This window comes from Brenneria roseae subsp. roseae, assembly GCF_003115845.1.
Classification (GTDB): Bacteria; Pseudomonadota; Gammaproteobacteria; order Enterobacterales; family Enterobacteriaceae; genus Brenneria; species Brenneria roseae.
This window is the reverse complement of record NZ_KZ819030.1, coordinates 65,266-86,246: the sequence shown is the minus strand read 5'-3', so window position 1 is coordinate 86,246 and position 20,981 is coordinate 65,266. Positions and strand designations below refer to the sequence as shown.

Sequence of the window (20,981 nt, the reverse complement as noted above, 5' to 3'; positions counted from 1 at the left end):
ATTTTTAACAAGAAAAAATATTTTAAACTTTACAAAAAGATTTGAAGCTAAAGGGGATTAGCACCCGATTTAGCGTTAATGAAAATAATGTTTTGTGTATTTTAAGTACCGTCTGGTTGATGTAATTTAATTAAATATTTACCGTTTAATAACAATATGTCTTTTATGTGTCTTACTGTCAGAAAAATACTTTTCATCAATAAAAATAGCCCTTGTAAAATAAGGGCTATTTAAGTCTTTTTGATAAATTATGGCAAGGTTAAATAACAGCGTGGAATGCTGTTTTCTCTGCTGCCTTTGTTATTGTCCACCGGCAAATAGCCGCATTATTTGCTCTGCCAATACCGGCGTTTCGCCTGTTGCAGCTTCTCGTAAGCGGCCAGCAGAGACCGGTGGGCGGGCAATGTAGTGAAGCCATCATCCACGGCGAAAAGGCCGTAGAAACTTTGCTCGCCATTGATGGCGGCACTGGCGGCATCGACCGTTTCGCGTCCGTACATTTTGACAAAAGCATCATAATATTCGGCGGAGTCGCGCTCAGGTTCCATCGCCAAAAGCAAGAGTGTTTGCAGGCAACGATAATAATTGCTGCGTGGTGCTGTAAAGACAGAATCGTTGAAATCCTGTGTCCATTCGGTCCAGATTAATGCCTGCTCCAGATCGCCGCCTGCCAGTGCCAGCATCGCTTTCAGCTCACCGACACGCAGCGTGAACCAGCCGTTATCCTTGCCGGTTGCAATACCCAATAGCTCGCGCACACGGGTGAAGTCATCAAAGCCTTCGTCATCCAGTTGCTGGATCAACGCCAGATATGCTTCTTTTTCCCATTGGCTGTCAGGCAGGGCAAGCAGCGTTTCGCGCAGGTGTGCCCCCATGCTGTTGTTCGCTAACAGCAGATCTTCGGCAGGATAAATATCTGACATACCGGGAACCAGTATGCGACAAGCGTAAACGGACAGATGTTCATAGTCAGCGATGTAAACTTCTTTATCTTCCTGCTGGAAAATGGCCATCAGTATGGCAAATTCTTCTTCGGTGGTGCCGCTGAAACTCCAGTCGACGAACGCATAGTCGGCCTGGTTTTTGAACATATCCCAGGAAATCAGACCGCTTGAGTCGATAAAGTGGGTTTCCAGATTCGCGTGTTCGGCGACTTCGTCGTCGTCGAATGTCGGTGGAGTGAAAACGTCCAGATCTTTCAGACCGCGCCCTTGTAACAGTTCGGTCACGGTACGCTCAAGCGCGACGCCAAAATCAGGATGCGCCCCGAACGAGGCGAAACAGGTGCCGTTGGCCGGGTTAAATAGTACAACGCAAATAACCGGATATTTTCCACCCAGCGATGCATCGTAAGCGAAAATCGGGAAGCCTTCTTTTTCCAGCGTGGCAATCGCTTCCACGACGCCCGGGTAGCGGTTCAATACGTCTTGCGGAATTTCCGGCAGGCTAATGGATTCGGCAATGATACGGTTTTTAATACTGCGCTCAAAAACCTCTGATAGTCCCTGAACGCGGGCTTCATTGGCGGTGTTTCCTGCCGACATACCGTTGGAAACATAAAGATTGCCGATGATGTTCATCGGAATATAAACGATTTGCTGATCGGACTGACGAGTAAACGGCAGGGCGCAAATGCCGCGCGCGTCGTTGCCGGATTGCAGGTCGATCAGGTTACTGGCGTTCAGCTCTTGTTCCGGATCGTAGAACTCACGCAGGCGGGCATCCAGAATACCTTCAGGCAGCGAATCATCCGCAGGGATCGGGAACCATTTTTCATTTGGATAATGAACGAATTCACCATTCGCAATGGTTTTGCCCAGGTAGAAATCGGCAAAAAAATAGTTGGTCGACAGCCGCTCGAAGTATTCCCCTAACGCCGAAGCCAGTGCGGCTTTCTTGCTGGCGCCTTTGCCATTGGTAAAACACAGCGGGCATTCACGATCGCGAATATGCACGGACCAGACATTTGGCACCGGATTCAGCCATGAGGCTTCTTCGATGTTGAACCCCAGGTCTTGGAGTTGTTGTTGAAAACGGGCGATGGAGTCTTCCAGGGCGGCGTCTTTTCCTGGGATAAATGTTTGGGTCATGGTTTCCACTTAGTTATGTATTAACAGGAGGAGCATGATACGGGCTTTTTAACTCGGACTCTATTTATTCTAAACACTTTGATAACAGAGAGTGTTTGCCCGGTGACATGGCGTTTTGTTTGCCAACGTGTTTTGTATGATAGAGAGCAATAAGCGTTGCAGCCGCGAGTGACGAGTGATAAAACCGATAGCAGGGTAAAACAGTGCGTCTAGCGCGTTGTGTTTATAACCAGCGTGTTGTGATAAAACAGTCGCTATTTTTCAGATGTGGTGAGGGGAAATGACTCAGGTTTTTAATTTTAGCGCCGGTCCAGCGATGCTGCCGGTTGAAGTATTACGTCGGGCTGAACAGGAATTATGTAACTGGCATGGGCTGGGTACATCGGTAATGGAAATCAGCCACCGTAGTAAAGAATTTATGCAGGTTGCGGTTGAATCCGAACAAGATCTGCGCGATCTGCTGAAAATCCCCTCCAACTATAAAGTCCTGTTTTGTCACGGCGGAGCCCGGGCGCAGTTCGCTGCCGTTCCGCTCAATCTGCTGGGGGATAAATCTCACGCAGATTACATCGACGGTGGTTACTGGGCGCACAGCGCGATCAATGAAGCAGAAAAATACTGTACTCCCAATATCGTTGATGTAAAAACCCGCGTGGACGACTTGCGCGGCGTGAAGCCGATGAGCGAATGGCAATTATCTGATGATGCCGCTTTCGTGCACTATTGCCCGAATGAAACCATTGACGGTGTGGCGATTGAAGAAATGCCAGACTTCGGCGACAAGATTGTCGTGGCGGACTATTCATCCAGTATCCTGTCTCGTCCTATTGATGTCAGTCGTTATGGCGTTATCTACGCAGGGGCGCAGAAGAACATTGGTCCGGCGGGGTTGACGCTGGTCATCGTGCGTGACGATTTGCTGGGCAAAGCGCGTCGTGAATTGCCTTCTATCCTCAATTATCAGATTCTGGCTGATAATGCTTCCATGTTTAACACCCCGCCGACATTTGCCTGGTATCTTTCTGGCATGGTCTTCAAATGGCTGAAAGAGCATGGCGGCCTGGTGGAAATGGAAAAACGCAATAAGGATAAGGCGAATCTGCTTTACGGCGCCATTGATAACAGTAACTTCTATCGTAATGATGTCGCAGCAGCCAACCGCTCCCGTATGAACGTGCCGTTCCTGCTGGCCGATGCCGCGCTGGATAAAGTGTTCCTTGAGGAGGCCCAGACTGCGGGGCTACACGCGCTGAAAGGACACCGTGTGGTGGGTGGTATGCGCGCCTCCATCTACAACGCAATGCCAATTGAAGGCGTCAAAGCACTGACCGATTTCATGGCTGACTTTGAGCGTCGCCACGGTTAATGGTCTAATGGCGTCCAACGCCTGCTTTTTGAAAACCCCGGCTAAACCGGGGTTTTTGTGTTCACGATTGGAGAATATGTTTCACATGCAGGAATCCCTGACTCTACAGCCTATTAAACTGATTAACGGCACGCTTAACCTCCCCGGCTCAAAAAGCGTATCAAATCGCGCGCTTTTACTGGCCGCCCTGTCTGAAGGAACAACCCGGCTGACCAACCTGCTGGATAGCGACGATGTTCGCCACATGCTGAATGCGTTGAAAGCACTGGGTGTGGACTATCAGCTTTCTGCCGATCGCACGCAGTGTGAAATTACCGGTCTGGCCGGCGTATTGAAAGCTTCCCAACCTACCGAACTGTTTCTGGGGAATGCCGGAACGGCGATGCGCCCATTGGCGGCGGCCCTTTGCCTGAGCGAAGGCGATATCGTGCTGACGGGTGAGCCGCGGATGAAAGAACGTCCGATTGGGCATCTGGTTGATGCGCTACGTCAGGGCGGCGCGAAAATTGATTATCTCGAACAGGAAAATTATCCGCCCCTGCGTTTGCGCGGCGGCTTCCGTGGCGGCGAAATCAGCGTTGATGGCAGTGTTTCCAGCCAGTTTCTCACCGCACTTCTGATGATGGCGCCACTGGCGGCACAAGACACACAGATCAGCATTCAGGGCGATCTGGTTTCCAGGCCGTATATCGATATCACGTTGCACATGATGAAAACGTTCGGCATTGACGTACGTAATGAGAACTACCAGCGGTTCTCGGTGACCGGCCGCCAGCAATACCGTTCTCCGGGGGATTATCTGGTGGAAGGCGATGCTTCTTCTGCGTCTTATTTTCTGGCCGCCGCGGCAATTAAAGGGGGAACTGTGCGTGTCACCGGCGTAGGCCGCGGGAGTGTGCAGGGGGATATCCGTTTTGCCGATGTGCTGGAAAAAATGGGCGCGCAGATCCGCTGGGGGGATGACTATATCGAATGCCAGCGTGGCGAACTCCATGCCATTGATATGGATATGAACCATATCCCGGATGCCGCCATGACCATCGCGACCACGGCGTTATTTGCTCAGGGCGGAACCACGACGCTGCGCAATATATACAACTGGCGGGTTAAAGAGACCGATCGCCTGACCGCCATGGCGGTTGAATTGCGTAAAGTCGGCGCCGAGGTTGAAGAGGGTGAGGATTATATTCGCGTCACGCCGCCAGCCGCGCTGAAGTTTGCGGAAATCGGCACCTATAACGATCACCGGATGGCCATGTGCTTTTCTCTGATTGCCCTGTCTGATACGCCGGTCACCATTCTTGATCCAAAATGCACGGCCAAGACGTTCCCGGACTATTTTGAACAACTGGCTCGCCTAAGCGTACAGCCATAATAAAACAGGTCCGGAAATCGGGCCTGATTCTTTCCGAATGTCCGTTCCGACACGATCAGGCACCGTCTTATTTTTCCCGTCGATATAACCTTTCTCGTCATTGATGCGTATAATGAAGCACCGTAATGTCTAAAACGGCATCAACGGGATTTCCCAGTGTAAAGGAGAGAAAGATGGCGGTGACTGCACCGGTGATTACGGTTGACGGACCGAGTGGCGCAGGTAAAGGTACGTTGTGCAAAGCGCTGGCAGAAGCTTTACAGTGGAATTTACTGGATTCGGGCGCGATTTATCGTGTTCTGGCCCTGGCTGCTTTACACCATCAGGTGGATATTGGTTCGGAAGAAGCGCTGGTTCCATTGGCTTCTCATCTGGATGTCCGCTTCATTTCAGAAGACGGGCTGCTGAAAGTGATTTTAGAAGGTGAGGATGTCAGCAATGAAATCCGAACTGAAACAGTAGGTAATACGGCCTCCCAGGCCGCGGCGTTCCCCCGGGTTCGTGAAGCGTTATTGCGTCGGCAGCGAGCTTTTCGCGAAGCGCCAGGGCTGATTGCCGATGGCCGCGACATGGGAACCGTCGTGTTTCCGGACGCCCCGGTGAAGATCTTCCTGGATGCAAGCGCAGAAGAACGCGCGCAACGACGCATGCTACAGTTGCAGGAGAAGGGCTTTAGTGTTAACTTTGAACGTCTTTTATCCGAGATAAGGGAACGGGATGACCGTGACCGTAATCGGGCCGTCGCGCCTTTAGTGCCCGCTGCTGATGCACTGGTGCTGGATTCGACGGGAATGACCATTGATGAAGTGATTGCGCGCGCACTGGCTTATGCCCGTGAAGTTTTAGCGTAACGATCGCATGTAACCGAATTTTTACCTCGCTGTAAGGACGCACAGCGGGGCATGTTAAACAACCCCATCGAGCAGGATGCCAGATGGACGTTAAATTGAAGACTCCTAAGATTATCAACATGACTGAATCTTTTGCTCAACTCTTTGAAGAATCCCTGAAAGAAATCGAAACCCGTCCTGGTTCCATCGTTCGTGGTGTTGTTGTTGCTATTGATAAAGATGTCGTACTGGTTGACGCCGGTCTGAAATCTGAATCCGCCATTCCGGTAGAGCAATTCAAAAACGCACAGGGCGAACTGGAAATTCAGGTTGGCGATGAAGTAGACGTAGCGCTGGACGCTGTTGAAGACGGCTTCGGTGAAACGCTGTTGTCTCGTGAGAAAGCTAAACGTCATGAAGCATGGCTGATGCTGGAAAAAGCTTACGAAGAAGCTGCAACGGTTACCGGTGTTATCAACGGTAAAGTCAAGGGTGGTTTCACTGTTGAGCTGAACGGCATTCGCGCGTTCCTGCCTGGTTCTCTGGTAGACGTTCGTCCGGTACGTGACACGCTGCATCTGGAAGGCAAAGAGCTTGAGTTCAAAGTTATCAAGCTGGATCAGAAACGCAACAACGTTGTTGTTTCCCGCCGTGCAGTTATTGAATCTGAAAACAGCGCTGAACGCGATCAACTGCTGGAAAACCTGCAGGAAGGCATGGAAGTTAAAGGTATCGTCAAGAACCTTACCGACTACGGTGCATTCGTTGATCTGGGTGGCGTTGACGGCCTGCTGCATATCACTGATATGGCTTGGAAACGTGTTAAACATCCGAGCGAAATCGTCAATGTGGGCGACGAAATCACGGTTAAAGTGCTGAAATTCGACCGTGAGCGTACTCGTGTGTCTCTGGGGCTGAAACAGCTGGGCGAAGATCCATGGGTCGCTATCGCTAAGCGTTACCCGGAAAGCACTCGTCTGACTGGCCGCGTGACCAACCTGACTGACTACGGCTGCTTCGTTGAAATCGAAGAGGGCGTTGAAGGTCTGGTACACGTATCCGAAATGGATTGGACCAACAAAAACATCCATCCGTCCAAAGTTGTCAACGTTGGCGACGTAGTGGAAGTGATGGTGCTGGATATCGACGAAGAACGTCGTCGTATTTCTCTGGGTCTGAAACAATGCAAAGCCAATCCGTGGCAGCAATTCGCTGAAACCCACAACAAAGGCGACCGCGTTGAAGGTAAGATCAAGTCCATTACTGATTTCGGTATCTTCATCGGTCTGGATGGCGGCATCGACGGTCTGGTTCACCTGTCCGACATCTCCTGGAACGTGGCTGGCGAAGAAGCCGTTCGCGAATACAAGAAAGGTGACGAAATCGCCGCGGTTGTACTGCAGGTTGATGCTGAGCGCGAACGTATCTCCCTGGGTGTGAAACAACTGGCTGAAGACCCGTTCAATAACTACCTGTCTGTAAACAAGAAAGGTGCTATTGTTACTGGTAAAGTTACCGCAGTTGACGCCAAAGGTGCTACAGTTGAATTAGCTGACGGCGTTGAAGGCTACCTGCGCGCTTCTGAAGCTTCACGCGACCGCGTTGAAGATGCAACTCTGGTGCTGAACGTTGGTGACAGCGTTGAAGCGAAATATACCGGTGTTGATCGCAAGAACCGCGTTGTCAGCCTGTCTGTTCGTGCTAAAGACGAAGCTGACGAGAAAGATGCTATCGCGACTGTGAACAACAAGCAGGAAGAAGGCAATTTCTCTAGCGCTATGGCTGAAGCGTTCAAGGCAGCAAAAGGCGAGTAATAACGGTGGAGTGAGCGACTTCGGTTGCTCATTCTTGGAGCGGTAGTAAGTTATCGTGGTTATTCATAACCATGCACTTGGAGGAACTATGACCAAGTCTGAACTTATTGAAAGACTTGCTGGACAGCAATCTCATATCCCAGCCAAAGCGGTTGAGGATGCAGTGAAAGAGATGCTCGAACAGATGGCCACTACGCTGGCTGAAGGTGATCGTATTGAGATCCGTGGGTTCGGCAGTTTTTCACTTCACTACCGTGCACCGCGCGTTGGCCGTAATCCTAAGACGGGCGAAAAAGTTGAGTTGGAAGGTAAGTACGTCCCTCACTTTAAACCAGGTAAAGAATTGCGCGACCGCGCCAATATCTACGGTTAATTTTTATCTGTAGTATTGCTTGCAAGATGGTTTATAGAATGGTGCCTGAAAAGGCGCCATTTTTTTGCATTGGCGGCACGGTATCTTGGGTGCATCCAAATCTGACGATCCTATTTTCTGGTATAGGCAATAAGCGCGCGTTAACTTGCCCTAATCCCTAATCCCTAATCCCTAATCCCCGCAGGTTATTCATTTGTAATTATTAAACTAAAGTTATTCCCTATTTCGTCGATGATCTTGCTAACCCCCTCCTTGAGTAAGTCCACATCTAAACAGATCTAAACAGGTGCTATTATGTTAAAAAAAATATCTATTCGTACCGGGTTACTGTTTTTATTAGCCCTTATGGCTTCGTTATTACTGTGTGTTAGCGGGATGGGAATTATTGCTATTAACAAAAGCTACCATTCTCTCAATTCGGTGAATCTGATTCAGGGGATTGAATTAGGAAATCTGTCCAGCAGCAATACTAACATGCAGCGTATTCGTGTCGTCGCTTCGCTTGCCGTGCGCGCTATGGAGACGGATCGGCCGGAGGAGGCGGCCGCGGCCGCGGGGCGGGCCGCTCAGTATTCCAACGCGGCGAAAGAGGATTTGCAGCGTTTTTTTACGGCAACCAAAGGGAGGGGGCAAGGAGAAATACTGGCGAATGAGATTAACCAGGCCTACCAGAATTATTATGAGCAGGGAATTGCCCCTATGCTGGAAGCGCTGAACCGGCAGGATGCCCAGACGTATTATCATTTGATTGAGAACCAGCTGCGACCGCTGGGAACCGAGTTTGATAAGGCGAATAAAGCATTTTTCGATTATGCACAGCAAATGGGTATTGAACAGGTGACTCAGGCCGGCAATGATCGAAAGCAAATGATTATGCTTATTGGTTTCTGCTGCCTGTTGGTCGTGCTGCTGATCATTTTTTCTTGGGTGGTGCTGAGAAAAATGCTGCTTAATCCGCTCAATACCGCGATTCACCATTTGGAGTTTGTCTCATCTGGCGACCTGACACAGGCGCTGCCTCCCGCTGGTAACAACGAGTTTGGGCGGTTAAATGCCGCTCTGCAAGCGATGCGGCAATCGCTGGTTACTTCCGTTTCTCATGTGCGCGATGCCTGTCTGCAAATTGACGTGGGTAGCCGTGAATTAGCCCTGGGAAACGACGATCTATCGCGCCGAACTGAAGTATCCGCTTCTTCGCTGGAACAGACTGCCGCCAGTATGGAACAGTTGACCGCAACGGTTAAACATAATGCGGACAACGCGCAGCAAGGGCATGAACTGACGGAGAACGTGGCTGATATAGCGAATCAGGGTAGTACTGTGGTACGTGATGTAATGGACAAAATGCAGGAGATATCTCGTAGCGCGAACAGCATTGCCGGTATTCTTGGCGTCATTGACGGCATTGCTTTTCAGACCAATATCCTCGCTCTGAATGCGGCAGTTGAGGCCGCCCGTGCGGGAGAACAGGGACGGGGTTTTGCCGTGGTGGCCAACGAGGTGCGGACGTTGGCTCAGCGCAGTGCGCAGGCAGCGAAAGAGATTCATGCACTGATTAGCGATTCCAATTTGCGCGTCAGTGAAGGTACTCATCTGGCTTCCCGGGCCAGCGAAACCATGTCCACCATCGCGGAACAAATCCTTAACGTCAACGTATTGATGAAGGAAATTTCCCATTCATCTCAGGAACAAAGCCATGGTATAGATCAGATTAACGTCGCGGTAAACCAGATGGAGGAGGTGGCGCAACAGAATGCCGCTCTGGTGGAAGAGTCCGCGACGGCGACGCGCTCTCTTGAAGAGCAGTCCCGGCAACTGGTGATGGCAATGGCCGCCTTTAAGCTTGACGATCAGACTGCTTTACCACCGGCGATCGCGATTGGGCAACAACATTAGCGAATGAAAAGCTTTTCCCCCTAGCGGCTCTTTCACACCATCACAGGAAGAGACGGTAAGAGAGATATTACGAGGAAAAGCGCTATGCTGTCGGCGTCGGGGGATTCAACATCTGTCCCACCGGCGCCGAATGCCGAAAATACCCCATACAGATCCAGAGCCAATCGACGACGACAGCCTGTTATTTATGCCGTTCACGTAAACGGTTAATGATGGCGGCAAGCGATAAATCTTGATCCTGCAACAGAACCAGCAGGTGGTACATAAGGTCGGCCGCTTCATTGGTCAACTCTTCGCGATCGTGCACGGTAGCAGCCAGCGCCGTTTCCAGACCTTCCTCGCCGACTTTTTGCGCAATACGCTTGGTGCCGCTGGCATAGAGACGAGCGGTGTAAGAGCTGGTTGGATCGGCGTGTTTGCGCTCGGCAATGAGCTGCTCCAACTGATAGAGGAATGCCCAGTCGCTGGCGGCAGGTGAGAAACAGCTGCTGTTGCCCAGATGACAGGTAGGCCCGATGGGATTGGCCAGAATCAGCAGGGTATCGTTATCACAGTCGGGCGTGATGGAAACCACGTTCAGAAAATGACCGGAAGATTCGCCTTTTGTCCATAACCGCTGTTTGGTTCGTGAAAAGAACGTCACTTTACCGCTTTCTTCGGTCGCTTTCAGCGCGTCCTGATTCATATATCCCAACATCAATACTTCACCGGAAACGGCATGTTGCACCACTACAGGCAGCATTCCATCCGTTTTTTCCCAATCAAGTTGGTTTCTTTGTTCGTCGTTTAAAAAAGGTTCGTCACTTAACACACCCGAATCTCCACGCCTTGTTGTTTAAGATATTGTTTCAGCTCACCAATATTAATGATCTGCTTATGAAACACTGATGCAGCCAGTGCGCCGTCAACGTGAGCCGTCTGGAACGCATCCAGAAAATGCGCCATGGTACCCGCACCGCCGGAAGCGATGAGCGGGACGTGGCAAACGCGACGTACCAGATTTAACTGGTGCAAATCATACCCATTGCGCACCCCATCCTGATTCATCATGTTCAGGACAATTTCACCTGCGCCACGCTTTTGCACTTCTTCAACCCAGTCCAGCGTTTCCCAGGTCGTGACTTTGGTCCGTGCTTCATCGCCCGTGTATTGATTGACGTGATATCGGTCAGTGGCCGCATCATGCCAGGTATCAATGCCGACAACGATACACTGTACACCGTAACGATCGGCCAGCCGGGTTATTAATTCAGGATCGGCCAGCGCAGGCGAATTGATGGAGATTTTATCCGCGCCGAAAGAGAGAATTTGTCCTGCTTCTTCGACGCTTTTAATTCCGCCAGCGACACAGAAAGGGATATCGATAACTTCCGCTACGCGGGATACCCAGCTCTTATCGACAACGCGGCCGTCAGATGACGCGGTGATATCGTAAAATACCAGTTCGTCAGCGCCTTCCTGAGCATAACGCTGCGCCAGCGGTACGATATCGCCGATGATTTCGTGATTGCGAAACTGTACGCCTTTAACAACCTGCCCGTTACGCACGTCCAGACAAGGGATTATCCGTTTTGCCAGCATGAAATAGCCTCCGCTACGTTAAATTTACCTTCCAGCAGCGCACGTCCGACGATGACGCCCTGAACGCCGCTGGTGCGCAGATTGGCGATGTCAGTCAGGTTGCCGATGCCGCCGGAAGCCTGGAAGGCGACTTGCGGGTAGCGTTGGCTGATTTCACGATAAAGCTCGACATTCGAGCCGCTTAGCGTGCCGTCGCGGGAAATATCGGTGCACAGCACATGCTTCAATCCGAAGGGCAGATATTGCTCGACGATTTGCTCAAGCGTCGCATTGGAATTTTCCTGCCATCCGCTGATCGCCACCTGCCTGACGCCATCGGCATCAATACGAACATCCAATGCGAGAACCAGCGCTTCGGCGCCATAGCGGGTGAACCACTGCTGTACGCGGGCCGGCTCTTTGACGGCGGTGGAACCGATCACCACACGGCGGGCGCCGGCTTCCAGCAACGCTTCAACGTCTTGTTCATTACGGATACCGCCACCCACCTGTACCGGGACATCGACGCCCGACAACAGTTTTTTGAGCAGAGGGATCTGGCGTGCGGCAGGGTCTTTGGCGCCGGTCAGGTCAACCAGATGTAAAACCTGCGCGCCTTGCTGCTGATAATCCTGTAACCGAGGCAACGGATCGCTGCCGTACTGACGCTGTTGACCATAATCGCCCTGATGTAAACGGACAACCTGTCCGTCAATCAGATCCAATGCGGGAATAATCATGACGATTTACATCTCCAGAAAATTTTTCAGCAACTGAGCGCCGGCGGCGCCAGAGCGTTCAGGGTGGAATTGGACGCCAAAGAAGTTGTCTTTTTCCACCGCCGCGGTAAACGCTTCGCCATAGAGGGTCTGGGCAATGGTATTGGCGCAGACCGGCATGGCGTAGCTGTGTACGAAATAGAAATAGGCGCCGTCGTCGATATCGCGGAATAAGCGATGTCCGGCCTGCGGGGTCACCTGATTCCAGCCCATATGTGGTAACGGCAGCCCATGATCGAGCATGAGTTTCACGGGTGCATCAACGATGCCCAGCGTTTGAATACCGCCGTTTTCATCGCTGGAGGTACCGAGCAACTGCATACCCAGACAAATACCGAGTACCGGTTGGGTACAGGCTTTGATGAGGTCGATCAGATTGCGTTCAGCCAACTGGTTCATGGCCGCCTGCGCGGTGCCTACACCGGGCAGAAACAATTTATCGGCATGCAGCACAATTTCGGCTTCACGGCTGACAATCGGATGGTAGCCCAGACGTTGCACGGCATAGGTAACCGAAGAGAGGTTGGCGCAACCGGTATCCAGAATGACGACCTTCATTACAGCACCCCTTTAGAACTCGGCAGCGTATCGCCTTCTACGCGGATAGCCTGGCGCAGCGCCCGGCCAAAGACTTTGAACAGACTCTCTACCCGGTGGTGATCGTTACGTCCTTTGGTTTTCAGGTGCAGAGTACACCCCATGGCATAGGACAGTGAGCGGAAAAAGTGTTCTACCATTTCCGTGCTTAAATCGCCCACGCGCTGGTAGCTGAACTCGGCTTTGTATTCCAGATGCGGACGCCCGGAGATATCCAGCGCGCAGCGCGCCAGACATTCATCCATCGGCAGCACGAAACCAAAACGACCGATACCGCGTTTGTCTCCCAGCGCCTTGTTCAACGCTTCACCCAGTGCGAGTCCGGTATCTTCTACGGTGTGGTGATCGTCAATATACAGATCGCCTTTGACGTCGATTTGCATACGGAAACCGCCGTGGGTGGCGATTTGATCCAGCATGTGGTCGAAAAAGCCGACACCGGTATTGATTTTGCTGTTGCCTTCCTGATCCAGCCAGACGTTAACGTCGATGGCCGTTTCACGCGTCACGCGGGTAACATGCGCCTGACGCTCGCGTTTCGTCAACTGGCGGGTGATTTCCTGCCAGTTCAGGGTTTCACGCTGATACCGTAATCCGGTAATGCCCATGTTTTGCGCCAGTTGCAAATCGGTTTCCCGATCCCCGATGACATAGCTGTGAGTGAGGTCCATCACGCCATCTTGCAGATATTTCGTCACCAACGCGGTTTTGGGTTTACGGCACTCGCAATTGTCGGCCGGCAGGTGAGGGCAAATCAGAATTTCCTCAAAATGAATACCTTGAGAAGTCAGAATCTGCATCATGAGATTGTGCGGCGGATCGAAGGTTTCCTGCGGAAAACTGGCGGTTCCCAGACCATCCTGATTGGTGATCATCACCAGCGTATAGCCCGCTTTTTGCAGCGCCAGCAGCGATGGGATCACGTCGGGTTCAAGTGCCAGTTTATCCAGTCGGTCAACCTGAAAATCCTCAGGAGGTTCAGCAATCAATGTTCCGTCACGGTCAATAAAGAGGTATTTCTGGCTCACATTGGCTCCTTAGGATTAAGCGTTGATGCCCGGTAATGATTGTAACGCGTCGAGCACGCGCTCACATTCATAACGGTTGCCGATAGTAATGCGCAAGCAACCGGCAAGTCCGGGTTGCTTATTTTGATCTCGCAGGATAATGCCCTGATCCCACAGCGTTTTAAACACAGAGGGCGCGGCGGTAAAGCGAACCAGCAGATAATTACTTTCGCTGGGATAAACTTTTTCAACGCAGGCGATGTTTTCCAGGGCCTGACTGAACCATGCCCGGTTCTCAGTGATTTCCGCCACCTGCGCTTTCATTTTGGCGATCCCCTTCTGACTCAGTGCCTGTGCAGCGATATCGGCGACCGGCGTAGACAGCGGGTAAGGGGCGATCACCTTCAGCAGTAACTGAATGAGATCGGCGTTAGCCAGCGTAAAACCGCAGCGCAGACCGGCAAGAGAAAAGGCTTTTGATAAGGTACGCAGAATAACCAGATGCGGGTACGCTTCCAGCCAGCCGACGGTTGTCGCCTGAGGGCTGAATTCGATATAGGCCTCATCAATAACCACCAGGGCTTTACCCTGCGCCAGCGCGAGCAGTTGACGTAATTCATCCTGGGGGATCAGATTGCCGGTCGGATTGTTCGGGCTGCAAACATAGATGACTTTAACGCCGTCCAGCTGTGCGGCAATGGCGTCCAGATCCAACCGCCAGTCCGGTTTGCTGTCGACGGTGCGGCGCTCAACGCCAAACGTCTCCGCACTGACGGCATACATGCCGTAGGTCGGCGGGCAGAACATAATGGCATCTTTGCCGGGTTCGCAGAACGCGCGAATCAGCAGCTCAATCCCTTCATCCGCGCCGCGGCTGACCAAAACTTGCTCCGGCTGCACGCCGGCATATTCCGCATAGCGGTTTATCACGGTCGCCGGCTGACACTCAGGGTAGCGATTCAGCGTCTGCAACGTCAGTTGAAATTCCGGAGCCTCCGGGTACTCGTTGGCATTCAACCAGACATCGCCATTGCCTCCCAAACGGCGCGCCGACTGGTAAGGCGTCAGGGCGCGAACATTGGCGCGCGCCAGTTCTTCAATACTCATGCTTGCTCCTTCAGCGCGGCGACACGGAGAGTGACGGCATTTTTATGTGCGGTAAGTTGTTCAGCCTGTGCCAGCGTCTCAATGGTCGGCGCCAGTTGCAGCAAGCCTTGCGGGGTCAACTGTTGCACCGTCATACGCTTCTGGAAGTCAGCCAGTCCCAGACTGGAATAGGTCGACGTGTAACCGTAGGTCGGCAACACGTGGTTGGTGCCTGACGCATAGTCGCCCGCAGATTCAGGCGACCAGTCCCCCAGAAATACGGAACCCGCGCTGGTAATGCTATCGACCAGCGACTCCGCGTTACGCGTCTGGATAATCAAATGTTCAGGACCATATTGGTTACTGATTTCAATACATTGCGCCAAATCGCGGGCGACAATAACGCGACTGCTGGATAATGCCTGACGGGCAATCCCGGCGCGTGAAAGCTGGGTGAGCTGTTGCTCTACCGCGTCGGCAACGGCTTTGGCCATAGCCGCATCGGGCGTCAGCAAGATAACCTGTGAGTCCGGGCCGTGTTCGGCCTGAGAGAGTAAATCGGCCGCCACGAATGCCGGTGTGGCGCCGCTATCGGCGATCACCAGCACCTCTGAAGGACCGGCGGGCATATCAATCGCCGCGCCATCAAGTTGTTGGCTGACCTGACGTTTGGCTTCCGTGACATAGGCGTTACCAGGACCAAATATTTTATCTACTTTAGGTACGCTTTCCGTGCCGAAAGCCATGGCGGCAATCGCTTGCGCGCCGCCGAGCTGGAACACTTCCTGAATTCCGCATAGTTGAGCGGCATACAGGATCTCATCGGCAATCGGCGGCGGTGAACATAAGACGACGCGTTTGCAACCGGCGATGCGCGCCGGCGTACCCAGCATAAGCACCGTTGACGGCAGGGGGGCCGACCCCCCCGGAATATACAAACCGACGGTGGCTATCGGGCGAGTGAGCTGCTGGCAGCGCACGCCGGGCTGAGTTTCAACGTCAACCGTGGGGAGTTTCTGCGCATTGTGGAAGGTTTCAATGTTGCGCACGGCCACCGCCATTGCCTGTTTTACCTCTTCATTCAGACGCGCTGACGCGGCAGCGATTTCTTCTCTGGAAACACGGATAGCGTCAACCTGAACTTTATCGAAGGTCGCGCTATATTCGCGTAATGCGCGGTCACCGCTGCTTTTCACATTTGCCAGAATATCGTTGACGATACTGGTGATGCGGTCTGATGCGGAGATAGCCGGGCGCGTCAGCAGCTGGCGTTGTTCTGCAACCGAGCAGTTCTGCCAATCGATGAGCGTATTGAAGCTGCCGGTTGTGTTGGTATTGGGCATGTTGTTGGGCATCGACATTACTCCATCATTTTTTCAATCGGCAACACCAGAATTGAGCTGGCGCCGAGTGATTTGAGTTTTTCCATGGTTTCCCAGAACAGAGTTTCGCTACTGACCATGTGCATGGCGACGCGGCTTTGATCGCCGGCCAGCGGCAGAATGGTGGGGCGTTCGGCGCCCGGTAATAATGAAATAACGTCGTCCAGGCGCTCGCTTGGCGCATGCAGCATAATATATTTTGATTCGCGGGCCTGAATAACGCCCTGCATACGCGTCAGCAATTTATCAATCAATTCCTGCTTATCGGCGGACATTTCACCATCGCGCTGAATCAGGCAGGCTTTGGAACGGTAGATAACCTCGACTTCGCGCAGGCCGTTCGCTTCCAGTGTTGCACCGGTTGATACCAGATCGCAGATGGCGTCCGCCAATCCGGCGCGTGGCGCGACTTCAACGGAGCCATTCAGCAGACAGGATTTGAAACTGATGGATTTACGATCGAGATATTGCTTGAGCAGGTGAGGGTAGGAGGTCGCAATACGTTTGTTTTGCAGGCATTGCGGTCCGGTGTATTCTTCGTCCAGCGCCATGGCCAGAGACAAACGACATCCCCCGAAATCCAGCCGACGCAGCGTAAAGTAGCGCGGATCTTCGCCTTGGGCGCGGCGGTTAAGCAGTTCTTCTTCCAGCACGTTTTCACCGATAATACCTAAATCGACAACACCATCCATGACCAGACCAGGGATATCATCATCGCGGACGCGCAGAATATCGATCGGCATGTTTTCAGCAAAAGCGATAAGACGTTGTTGATGTAAATTGATTTTAATACCACAACGTGCCAGCAGTTCGCGTGAATCGTCACTCAGACGACCTGACTTTTGCATTGCTATCCGTAAACGTGTTTTATCCAGCATGGAAACCTCATTAACCTGTCAAATTAAATACTTATTTTCAAAAATGTGGGCCAATAAAAAAGCCCTCGGAAGTGATCTTCCGAGGGCTCTCTTTTCGTTCTGCGCCACTGGAAGATCTGAACGTCTTCCAGCACCAATCGCCTGAAAGACTAGTCAGGATGATGGTGATGATGGTGGTTAAACAGAACGCATGTCATAAAATGTCTCTTGGTTATATCTGTGTAATACTGCCTGTCGGATAACCTAAACCATGTGCGGGTATGTATGCAACACTTTTTTACTGAATAGGGGAAGGTCGGCAAGGGCGAATGTTTGGAAAAATTAAAAAGAAATCAGCATTACCTTCTGAAGCGATATTATAGTAAAGCTATCTTGGCTATACATTCTCGATGACCCAAGTTAGGGGATTCCTTATCTGGGAGAGCAAATGATGAAAAAAGTGGCGATTATCGGATTAGGCTGGCTGGGTATGCCGCTGGCACTGGCGCTGAATGGGCAAGGCTATCAGGTCGTCGGCAGTAAAACGACGATTGATGGCGTGGAAGCCGCCCGGCTGAGCGGCATCGAATGTTATCCGCTTCTGCTTACTCCCGAACTGAAGTGTGATGCCAATGAACTGAGTGCGTTATTGCAAGTGGATGTGCTTATTATCACGCTTCCGGTCAGCCGGACTGCGCAAGGCGGGGAAAGTTATGCCCAGGCAGTGCAGCAATTGGTCAATACGGCCCGCGTTTTTCATGTGCCTCGCATTATTTTTACCAGTTCAACGTCTGTTTATGGCAGCACTGCGGGGACGGTAAAAGAAAACTCGCCGCTCAACCCTGTCACTACCGCAGGTAAAGTGCTGGTAGCGCTTGAGCAATGGTTGCAACATTTGCCTGATACTTCGGTGGATATTCTGCGCCTGGCGGGACTGGTTGGCGGAGAGCGTCATCCGGGGCGTTTTCTGGCGGGGAAAACGGGATTGCGTGACGGCTCTCAGGGCGTGAATCTGGTTCATCAGGAAGATGTGATGTCGGCCATTCAACTCTTGCTGAAACGACCGCATGGCGGACATCTTTATAACCTTTGTGCGCTGGAACATCCTGCCAAACGGGACTACTATCCCGATCAGGCTCGCAAATTAAATCTGCCCCCGCCGCAGTTTGTTGCGGACGACAATAATGCTCCGGGGCGTCTGGTTGACGGACAGCGCATTTGTCATGAGCTCGGGTTTGAATATCAATACCCCGACCCGATGACGATGCCGCTGAATTAACCCAATCGGCTATTTTATTACCGTGGGATCGCCAGAGTGACCGGGCGTGTCGGTTATTCAGTCGGTTTTTTGCGGTATAGCCGCCGAGGGTGCCCAATCTTTCCATAGCGCATTTCGATATCGAGAAAGTGGCTTTCCACGCAATATTCCAGATAGCGACGCGCGGTCGTTTTACTTAAACCGGTTTTCGCTACCACATCATCCACGGAATAGAGCAGGTCTTCGTCGTCATTGACAAAAATCTGCCGAATCAGGCCCAGCGTATTCTCTTCGATGCCTTTGCCCACAGAACCCGCCGCTGATCCAGAGGATTGCAACTGGTAGAGAATATCGACGTTTTGCTGGTCGACAAACTTGTATGTGTGCTGGGTTTTGACAAACTGAATAAAGCGCTCCAGCGATGAGCGTAGCCGCGGGTAGGACACGGGTTTGATGATATAGTCAAACGCGCCACAGCGGATTGCCTGGGCGCAGGTGTTCATATCGCTGGCGGCAGTGATGAAAATCACCGAGCAATTAAGCCCTTTGAGCCATTCGCTCTCAATGAGCGAAACGCCTTCGCCGTCCGGCAGATAATTATCCAGCAGAATCAGGCGGGGCTTATGTTGTTGCAGTAATCTTTTGGCGTCCGACAGCGTCGCGGCGATGCCAACGACGCGTAAGCCGAAATTTTTTTCAATAAATTCAGCATGAATATTTGCCAGCCTTTTCTCATCTTCAACGATTAAGACATCGAAATTATCAGTGTGCATCATTCTCTGAATCCCTGTTAGTGTCATACCCATCAGCTTGAAATACAGTGGGTATAGGCGGAAGATTTTTTAGGTATAAAAATGGAAAATACGCTGCCCTGCGGCTGATTGGCCGAGACTTCAATAAACCCCTGGGCCTGATTGACATAGCTGGCGACCAGATGCAGCCCCAACCCGTGATCGCCCTGCGTTTTGCTGGTAACGCCCAGCTCGAATACGTTGTCGGCGATGGCCGGATCGATCCCGGTTCCCTGATCGGCGATTTCTATGACCAATTCCTGCTCGCCGTCGTGAATATAAATTTCTATCGGATAGTGCGGCGTTTGATTCGCAAGCGTGGCTTCCACCGCGTTGTCCAGCAGGTTCCCGATGATGGACATCAGTTCGGTTTCACTCAGCGCCGCAGGAATGTGAGTCAGCTGACAGCGGGGATCGAAGATCATTTCAATGCCTTTTTCTCTGGCCGCCGCGTATTTACCCAGCAGCAATCCACACAGTGCCGGTGAACAGAAACGCCGGGAAATGAAGTCCAGTATCACCTGAGCGCTTTCCGACTGTGCTTCGATGTAACGAACCGCTTCATCATAGCGTTTCAAATGCAACAGCCCGGCGAGTGTGGCGGTCCAGTTCAACTGCTCATGGCGTAAAATCCGCAGGCTGTTGGCATACCGTTTTACCTGACTGAGCTGCATGCTGAGGGTGTGAATATCATTTTTTCCCCGAAAGCTGATGACCCAGCCTTGCAGTTCATCCTCCAGCATGATGCGCACGCGACTGGCGATCACCGTGGCATGATTGAAACGGCAAATTTCGTCGTGCGTATCGTTTATCCACATCTCTTCGCCGGAGAAAAAGGGAACGGGTTTGATAACCTCTTCAATCGGCCGGCCCCGCAGCCGGTTAGAGGGTTCGGTGAGGGTCAGAATTTCTTTGGCGGCATGATTGATTGCCGCAATCCGATGCTGCTTATCAATGGCAATCACGCCTTCATAAATCGATTCCAGCAAGGCTTTCTGTTGTCGAACCAACAGGCGGATTTCATGAGGTTCCAGACCGAACATCTGCTTTTTCAGGTTACGGGAGAACCACCACGAAAAAATAAACAGCGCAACAAACATGGTAAGGATGACCAGTAAAATGCGTGCCAGTTTGGCGAAGGTGAGGTTATCGATGTGCGTTTTCAGATAGCCGACCGACACAATGCCGATGACTCTGTCACCATCCATAATCGGGGCTTTGCTGCGCAGAGAAATGCCAATTCCGCCACGACGAACGGAGATAATACTTTTCCCGGCCAGGACCTCGGGATTATCCCCGCCGACCATGGCGGTGCCTATCTGTCGGCTGTCTTCCGAATGAAAGAGATGTCGGCCCCGGCTATCGCCGATGACGATATAGCTGGCATCGCTGCGTTGTTTCAACTGACGAACGAGGGTATCAATCTGATCGATATCCTGGTTTCTCACCGACTCGACCAGCGAAGGAATGACGGCAATTTCCCGGGCCTGAACCTGCGCCCGGGCGCCCATTTCGGAATAAAGTTGTTTATCAATATCATGGTAGTAATAGACGCCGGCCAATGTCAGCAATATAGAGAAAAAAACAATCAAATAGATAAATAATTTGATATGAAAAGAAATTTTCAATGGCATGATAAAAGCCAGTCCGTCTGATTAGCTGAAAATAGCCGGTAATTTAACATGAATGAGAATAGCCAGGCAGAAGGAAAAAGAAACTTGTGAGCGATTCCACGTTTAAATTTTGTTATTAGCTGTTTCAGTCGCTTTACGTTATAAAAAATTAAACGTAAATTCTTTTTTAATAAACAACTTAATTACTTTTTACCAACATAATTCTTTTTAGGAAATAAAAACCATAAAACCCATATAAACCATAAAATTTATATTTTTCGTTAAAAATTCATAATTATTTGTTTTG

General features: G+C 51.5%; 18 protein-coding genes and 1 other annotated feature. Of the genes, 7 read left to right on the top strand and 11 right to left on the bottom strand.

Annotated features, from left to right (window positions below):
* Nucleotides 1-326 precede the first annotated feature (326 nt).
* Nucleotides 327-2,090, bottom strand: a complete 1,764-nt coding sequence (gene ycaO, locus DDT52_RS13415) for a 30S ribosomal protein S12 methylthiotransferase accessory factor YcaO (protein WP_136156794.1) — start codon at nucleotides 2,088-2,090, stop codon at nucleotides 327-329.
* A 280-nt stretch (nucleotides 2,091-2,370) separates the two neighbouring features.
* On the opposite strand from ycaO, the gene serC reads away from it, so the two are divergent.
* The 6 genes from serC (at nucleotide 2,371) to DDT52_RS13385 (ending at nucleotide 9,744) form a co-directional block, all read left to right on the top strand.
* Nucleotides 2,371-3,456 carry a 3-phosphoserine/phosphohydroxythreonine transaminase gene (serC, locus tag DDT52_RS13410; RefSeq protein ID WP_136156793.1) on the top strand — a complete coding sequence of 362 codons (1,086 nt, stop codon included), beginning with the start codon at nucleotides 2,371-2,373 and terminating at the stop codon, nucleotides 3,454-3,456.
* An 85-nt stretch (nucleotides 3,457-3,541) separates the two neighbouring features.
* Nucleotides 3,542-4,831 (top strand): 3-phosphoshikimate 1-carboxyvinyltransferase, encoded by a 1,290-nt coding sequence (gene aroA, locus DDT52_RS13405; RefSeq protein ID WP_136156792.1) that lies wholly within the window; start codon nucleotides 3,542-3,544, stop codon nucleotides 4,829-4,831.
* A 173-nt stretch (nucleotides 4,832-5,004) separates the two neighbouring features.
* A complete protein-coding gene (gene cmk, locus DDT52_RS13400; RefSeq protein ID WP_109055536.1) occupies nucleotides 5,005-5,682 on the top strand; it encodes a (d)CMP kinase in 678 nt (225 codons plus the stop codon).
* Between the two features lie 119 nt (nucleotides 5,683-5,801).
* The gene (gene rpsA, locus DDT52_RS13395) at nucleotides 5,802-7,475 is read left to right on the top strand and encodes a 30S ribosomal protein S1 (protein ID WP_109055568.1); all 1,674 of its coding nucleotides are present in this window, start codon (nucleotides 5,802-5,804) and stop codon (nucleotides 7,473-7,475) included.
* 88 nt (nucleotides 7,476-7,563) lie between these two features.
* The gene (ihfB, locus tag DDT52_RS13390) at nucleotides 7,564-7,848 is read left to right on the top strand and encodes an integration host factor subunit beta (RefSeq protein WP_109055537.1); all 285 of its coding nucleotides are present in this window, start codon (nucleotides 7,564-7,566) and stop codon (nucleotides 7,846-7,848) included.
* A gap of 294 nt (nucleotides 7,849-8,142) precedes the next feature.
* Complete coding sequence (locus tag DDT52_RS13385) at nucleotides 8,143-9,744, top strand: methyl-accepting chemotaxis protein (RefSeq protein ID WP_136156791.1); 1,602 nt, start codon at nucleotides 8,143-8,145, stop codon at nucleotides 9,742-9,744.
* Between the two features lie 181 nt (nucleotides 9,745-9,925).
* Here DDT52_RS13385 and hisIE read toward each other — a convergent pair whose 3' ends face one another.
* The 8 genes from hisIE to hisG are packed head-to-tail and all read right to left on the bottom strand — an operon-like array spanning nucleotide 9,926 to nucleotide 17,033.
* Nucleotides 9,926-10,555 carry a bifunctional phosphoribosyl-AMP cyclohydrolase/phosphoribosyl-ATP diphosphatase HisIE gene (hisIE, locus tag DDT52_RS13380; RefSeq protein WP_136156790.1) on the bottom strand — a complete coding sequence of 210 codons (630 nt, stop codon included), beginning with the start codon at nucleotides 10,553-10,555 and terminating at the stop codon, nucleotides 9,926-9,928.
* The gene (hisF, locus tag DDT52_RS13375) at nucleotides 10,549-11,325 is read right to left on the bottom strand and encodes an imidazole glycerol phosphate synthase subunit HisF (protein ID WP_136156789.1); all 777 of its coding nucleotides are present in this window, start codon (nucleotides 11,323-11,325) and stop codon (nucleotides 10,549-10,551) included. The genes hisIE and hisF overlap by 7 nt, the downstream gene beginning before the upstream one ends.
* Nucleotides 11,307-12,044, bottom strand: a complete 738-nt coding sequence (gene hisA, locus DDT52_RS13370) for a 1-(5-phosphoribosyl)-5-[(5-phosphoribosylamino)methylideneamino]imidazole-4-carboxamide isomerase (protein WP_136156788.1) — start codon at nucleotides 12,042-12,044, stop codon at nucleotides 11,307-11,309. Before hisA ends, hisF begins: the two co-directional genes overlap by 19 nt.
* Nucleotides 12,045-12,050: 6 nt before the next feature.
* Nucleotides 12,051-12,641: an imidazole glycerol phosphate synthase subunit HisH gene (hisH, locus tag DDT52_RS13365; RefSeq protein ID WP_136156787.1), complete on the bottom strand. Its 591-nt coding sequence runs from the start codon at nucleotides 12,639-12,641 to the stop codon at nucleotides 12,051-12,053.
* Entirely contained in the window at nucleotides 12,641-13,708 is a 1,068-nt protein-coding gene (gene hisB / locus DDT52_RS13360) for a bifunctional histidinol-phosphatase/imidazoleglycerol-phosphate dehydratase HisB (protein ID WP_136156786.1), read from the bottom strand. Before hisB ends, hisH begins: the two co-directional genes overlap by 1 nt.
* A 15-nt stretch (nucleotides 13,709-13,723) precedes the next feature.
* Nucleotides 13,724-14,794: a histidinol-phosphate transaminase gene (hisC, locus tag DDT52_RS13355; RefSeq protein ID WP_136156785.1), complete on the bottom strand. Its 1,071-nt coding sequence runs from the start codon at nucleotides 14,792-14,794 to the stop codon at nucleotides 13,724-13,726.
* Nucleotides 14,791-16,128: a histidinol dehydrogenase gene (gene hisD, locus DDT52_RS13350; protein ID WP_425591553.1), complete on the bottom strand. Its 1,338-nt coding sequence runs from the start codon at nucleotides 16,126-16,128 to the stop codon at nucleotides 14,791-14,793. Before hisD ends, hisC begins: the two co-directional genes overlap by 4 nt.
* A gap of 5 nt (nucleotides 16,129-16,133) precedes the next feature.
* Nucleotides 16,134-17,033: an ATP phosphoribosyltransferase gene (gene hisG / locus DDT52_RS13345; protein ID WP_136156783.1), complete on the bottom strand. Its 900-nt coding sequence runs from the start codon at nucleotides 17,031-17,033 to the stop codon at nucleotides 16,134-16,136.
* Between the two features lie 53 nt (nucleotides 17,034-17,086).
* Nucleotides 17,087-17,207, bottom strand: a sequence feature (His leader region).
* A gap of 256 nt (nucleotides 17,208-17,463) precedes the next feature.
* On the opposite strand from hisG, the gene DDT52_RS13335 reads away from it, so the two are divergent.
* Complete coding sequence (locus DDT52_RS13335; protein WP_136156870.1) at nucleotides 17,464-18,291, top strand: SDR family oxidoreductase; 828 nt, start codon at nucleotides 17,464-17,466, stop codon at nucleotides 18,289-18,291.
* Nucleotides 18,292-18,344: 53 nt separating this feature from the next.
* Here the strand turns inward: DDT52_RS13335 and DDT52_RS13330 are convergent, their stop codons facing one another.
* Both DDT52_RS13330 and DDT52_RS13325 read right to left on the bottom strand, forming a co-directional pair.
* Entirely contained in the window at nucleotides 18,345-19,046 is a 702-nt protein-coding gene (locus DDT52_RS13330) for a response regulator (RefSeq protein WP_136156782.1), read from the bottom strand.
* A gap of 29 nt (nucleotides 19,047-19,075) precedes the next feature.
* The gene (locus DDT52_RS13325) at nucleotides 19,076-20,695 is read right to left on the bottom strand and encodes an ATP-binding protein (RefSeq protein WP_136156781.1); all 1,620 of its coding nucleotides are present in this window, start codon (nucleotides 20,693-20,695) and stop codon (nucleotides 19,076-19,078) included.
* Nucleotides 20,696-20,981 lie beyond the last annotated feature (286 nt).

Coding starts and splice junctions, on each gene's coding strand:
- ycaO (WP_136156794.1), bottom strand. CDS start 2,090: ATGACCCAAACATTTATCCCAGGAAAAGACGCCGCCCTGGAAGACTCC.
- serC (WP_136156793.1), top strand. CDS start 2,371: ATGACTCAGGTTTTTAATTTTAGCGCCGGTCCAGCGATGCTGCCGGTT.
- aroA (WP_136156792.1), top strand. CDS start 3,542: ATGCAGGAATCCCTGACTCTACAGCCTATTAAACTGATTAACGGCACG.
- cmk (WP_109055536.1), top strand. CDS start 5,005: ATGGCGGTGACTGCACCGGTGATTACGGTTGACGGACCGAGTGGCGCA.
- rpsA (WP_109055568.1), top strand. CDS start 5,802: ATGACTGAATCTTTTGCTCAACTCTTTGAAGAATCCCTGAAAGAAATC.
- ihfB (WP_109055537.1), top strand. CDS start 7,564: ATGACCAAGTCTGAACTTATTGAAAGACTTGCTGGACAGCAATCTCAT.
- DDT52_RS13385 (WP_136156791.1), top strand. CDS start 8,143: ATGTTAAAAAAAATATCTATTCGTACCGGGTTACTGTTTTTATTAGCC.
- hisF (WP_136156789.1), bottom strand. CDS start 11,325: ATGCTGGCAAAACGGATAATCCCTTGTCTGGACGTGCGTAACGGGCAG.
- hisA (WP_136156788.1), bottom strand. CDS start 12,044: ATGATTATTCCCGCATTGGATCTGATTGACGGACAGGTTGTCCGTTTA.
- hisH (WP_136156787.1), bottom strand. CDS start 12,641: ATGAAGGTCGTCATTCTGGATACCGGTTGCGCCAACCTCTCTTCGGTT.
- hisC (WP_136156785.1), bottom strand. CDS start 14,794: ATGAGTATTGAAGAACTGGCGCGCGCCAATGTTCGCGCCCTGACGCCT.
- hisD (WP_425591553.1), bottom strand. CDS start 16,128: ATGCCCAACAACATGCCCAATACCAACACAACCGGCAGCTTCAATACG.
- hisG (WP_136156783.1), bottom strand. CDS start 17,033: ATGCTGGATAAAACACGTTTACGGATAGCAATGCAAAAGTCAGGTCGT.
- DDT52_RS13335 (WP_136156870.1), top strand. CDS start 17,464: ATGAAAAAAGTGGCGATTATCGGATTAGGCTGGCTGGGTATGCCGCTG.
- DDT52_RS13330 (WP_136156782.1), bottom strand. CDS start 19,046: ATGATGCACACTGATAATTTCGATGTCTTAATCGTTGAAGATGAGAAA.
- DDT52_RS13325 (WP_136156781.1), bottom strand. CDS start 20,695: ATGCCATTGAAAATTTCTTTTCATATCAAATTATTTATCTATTTGATT.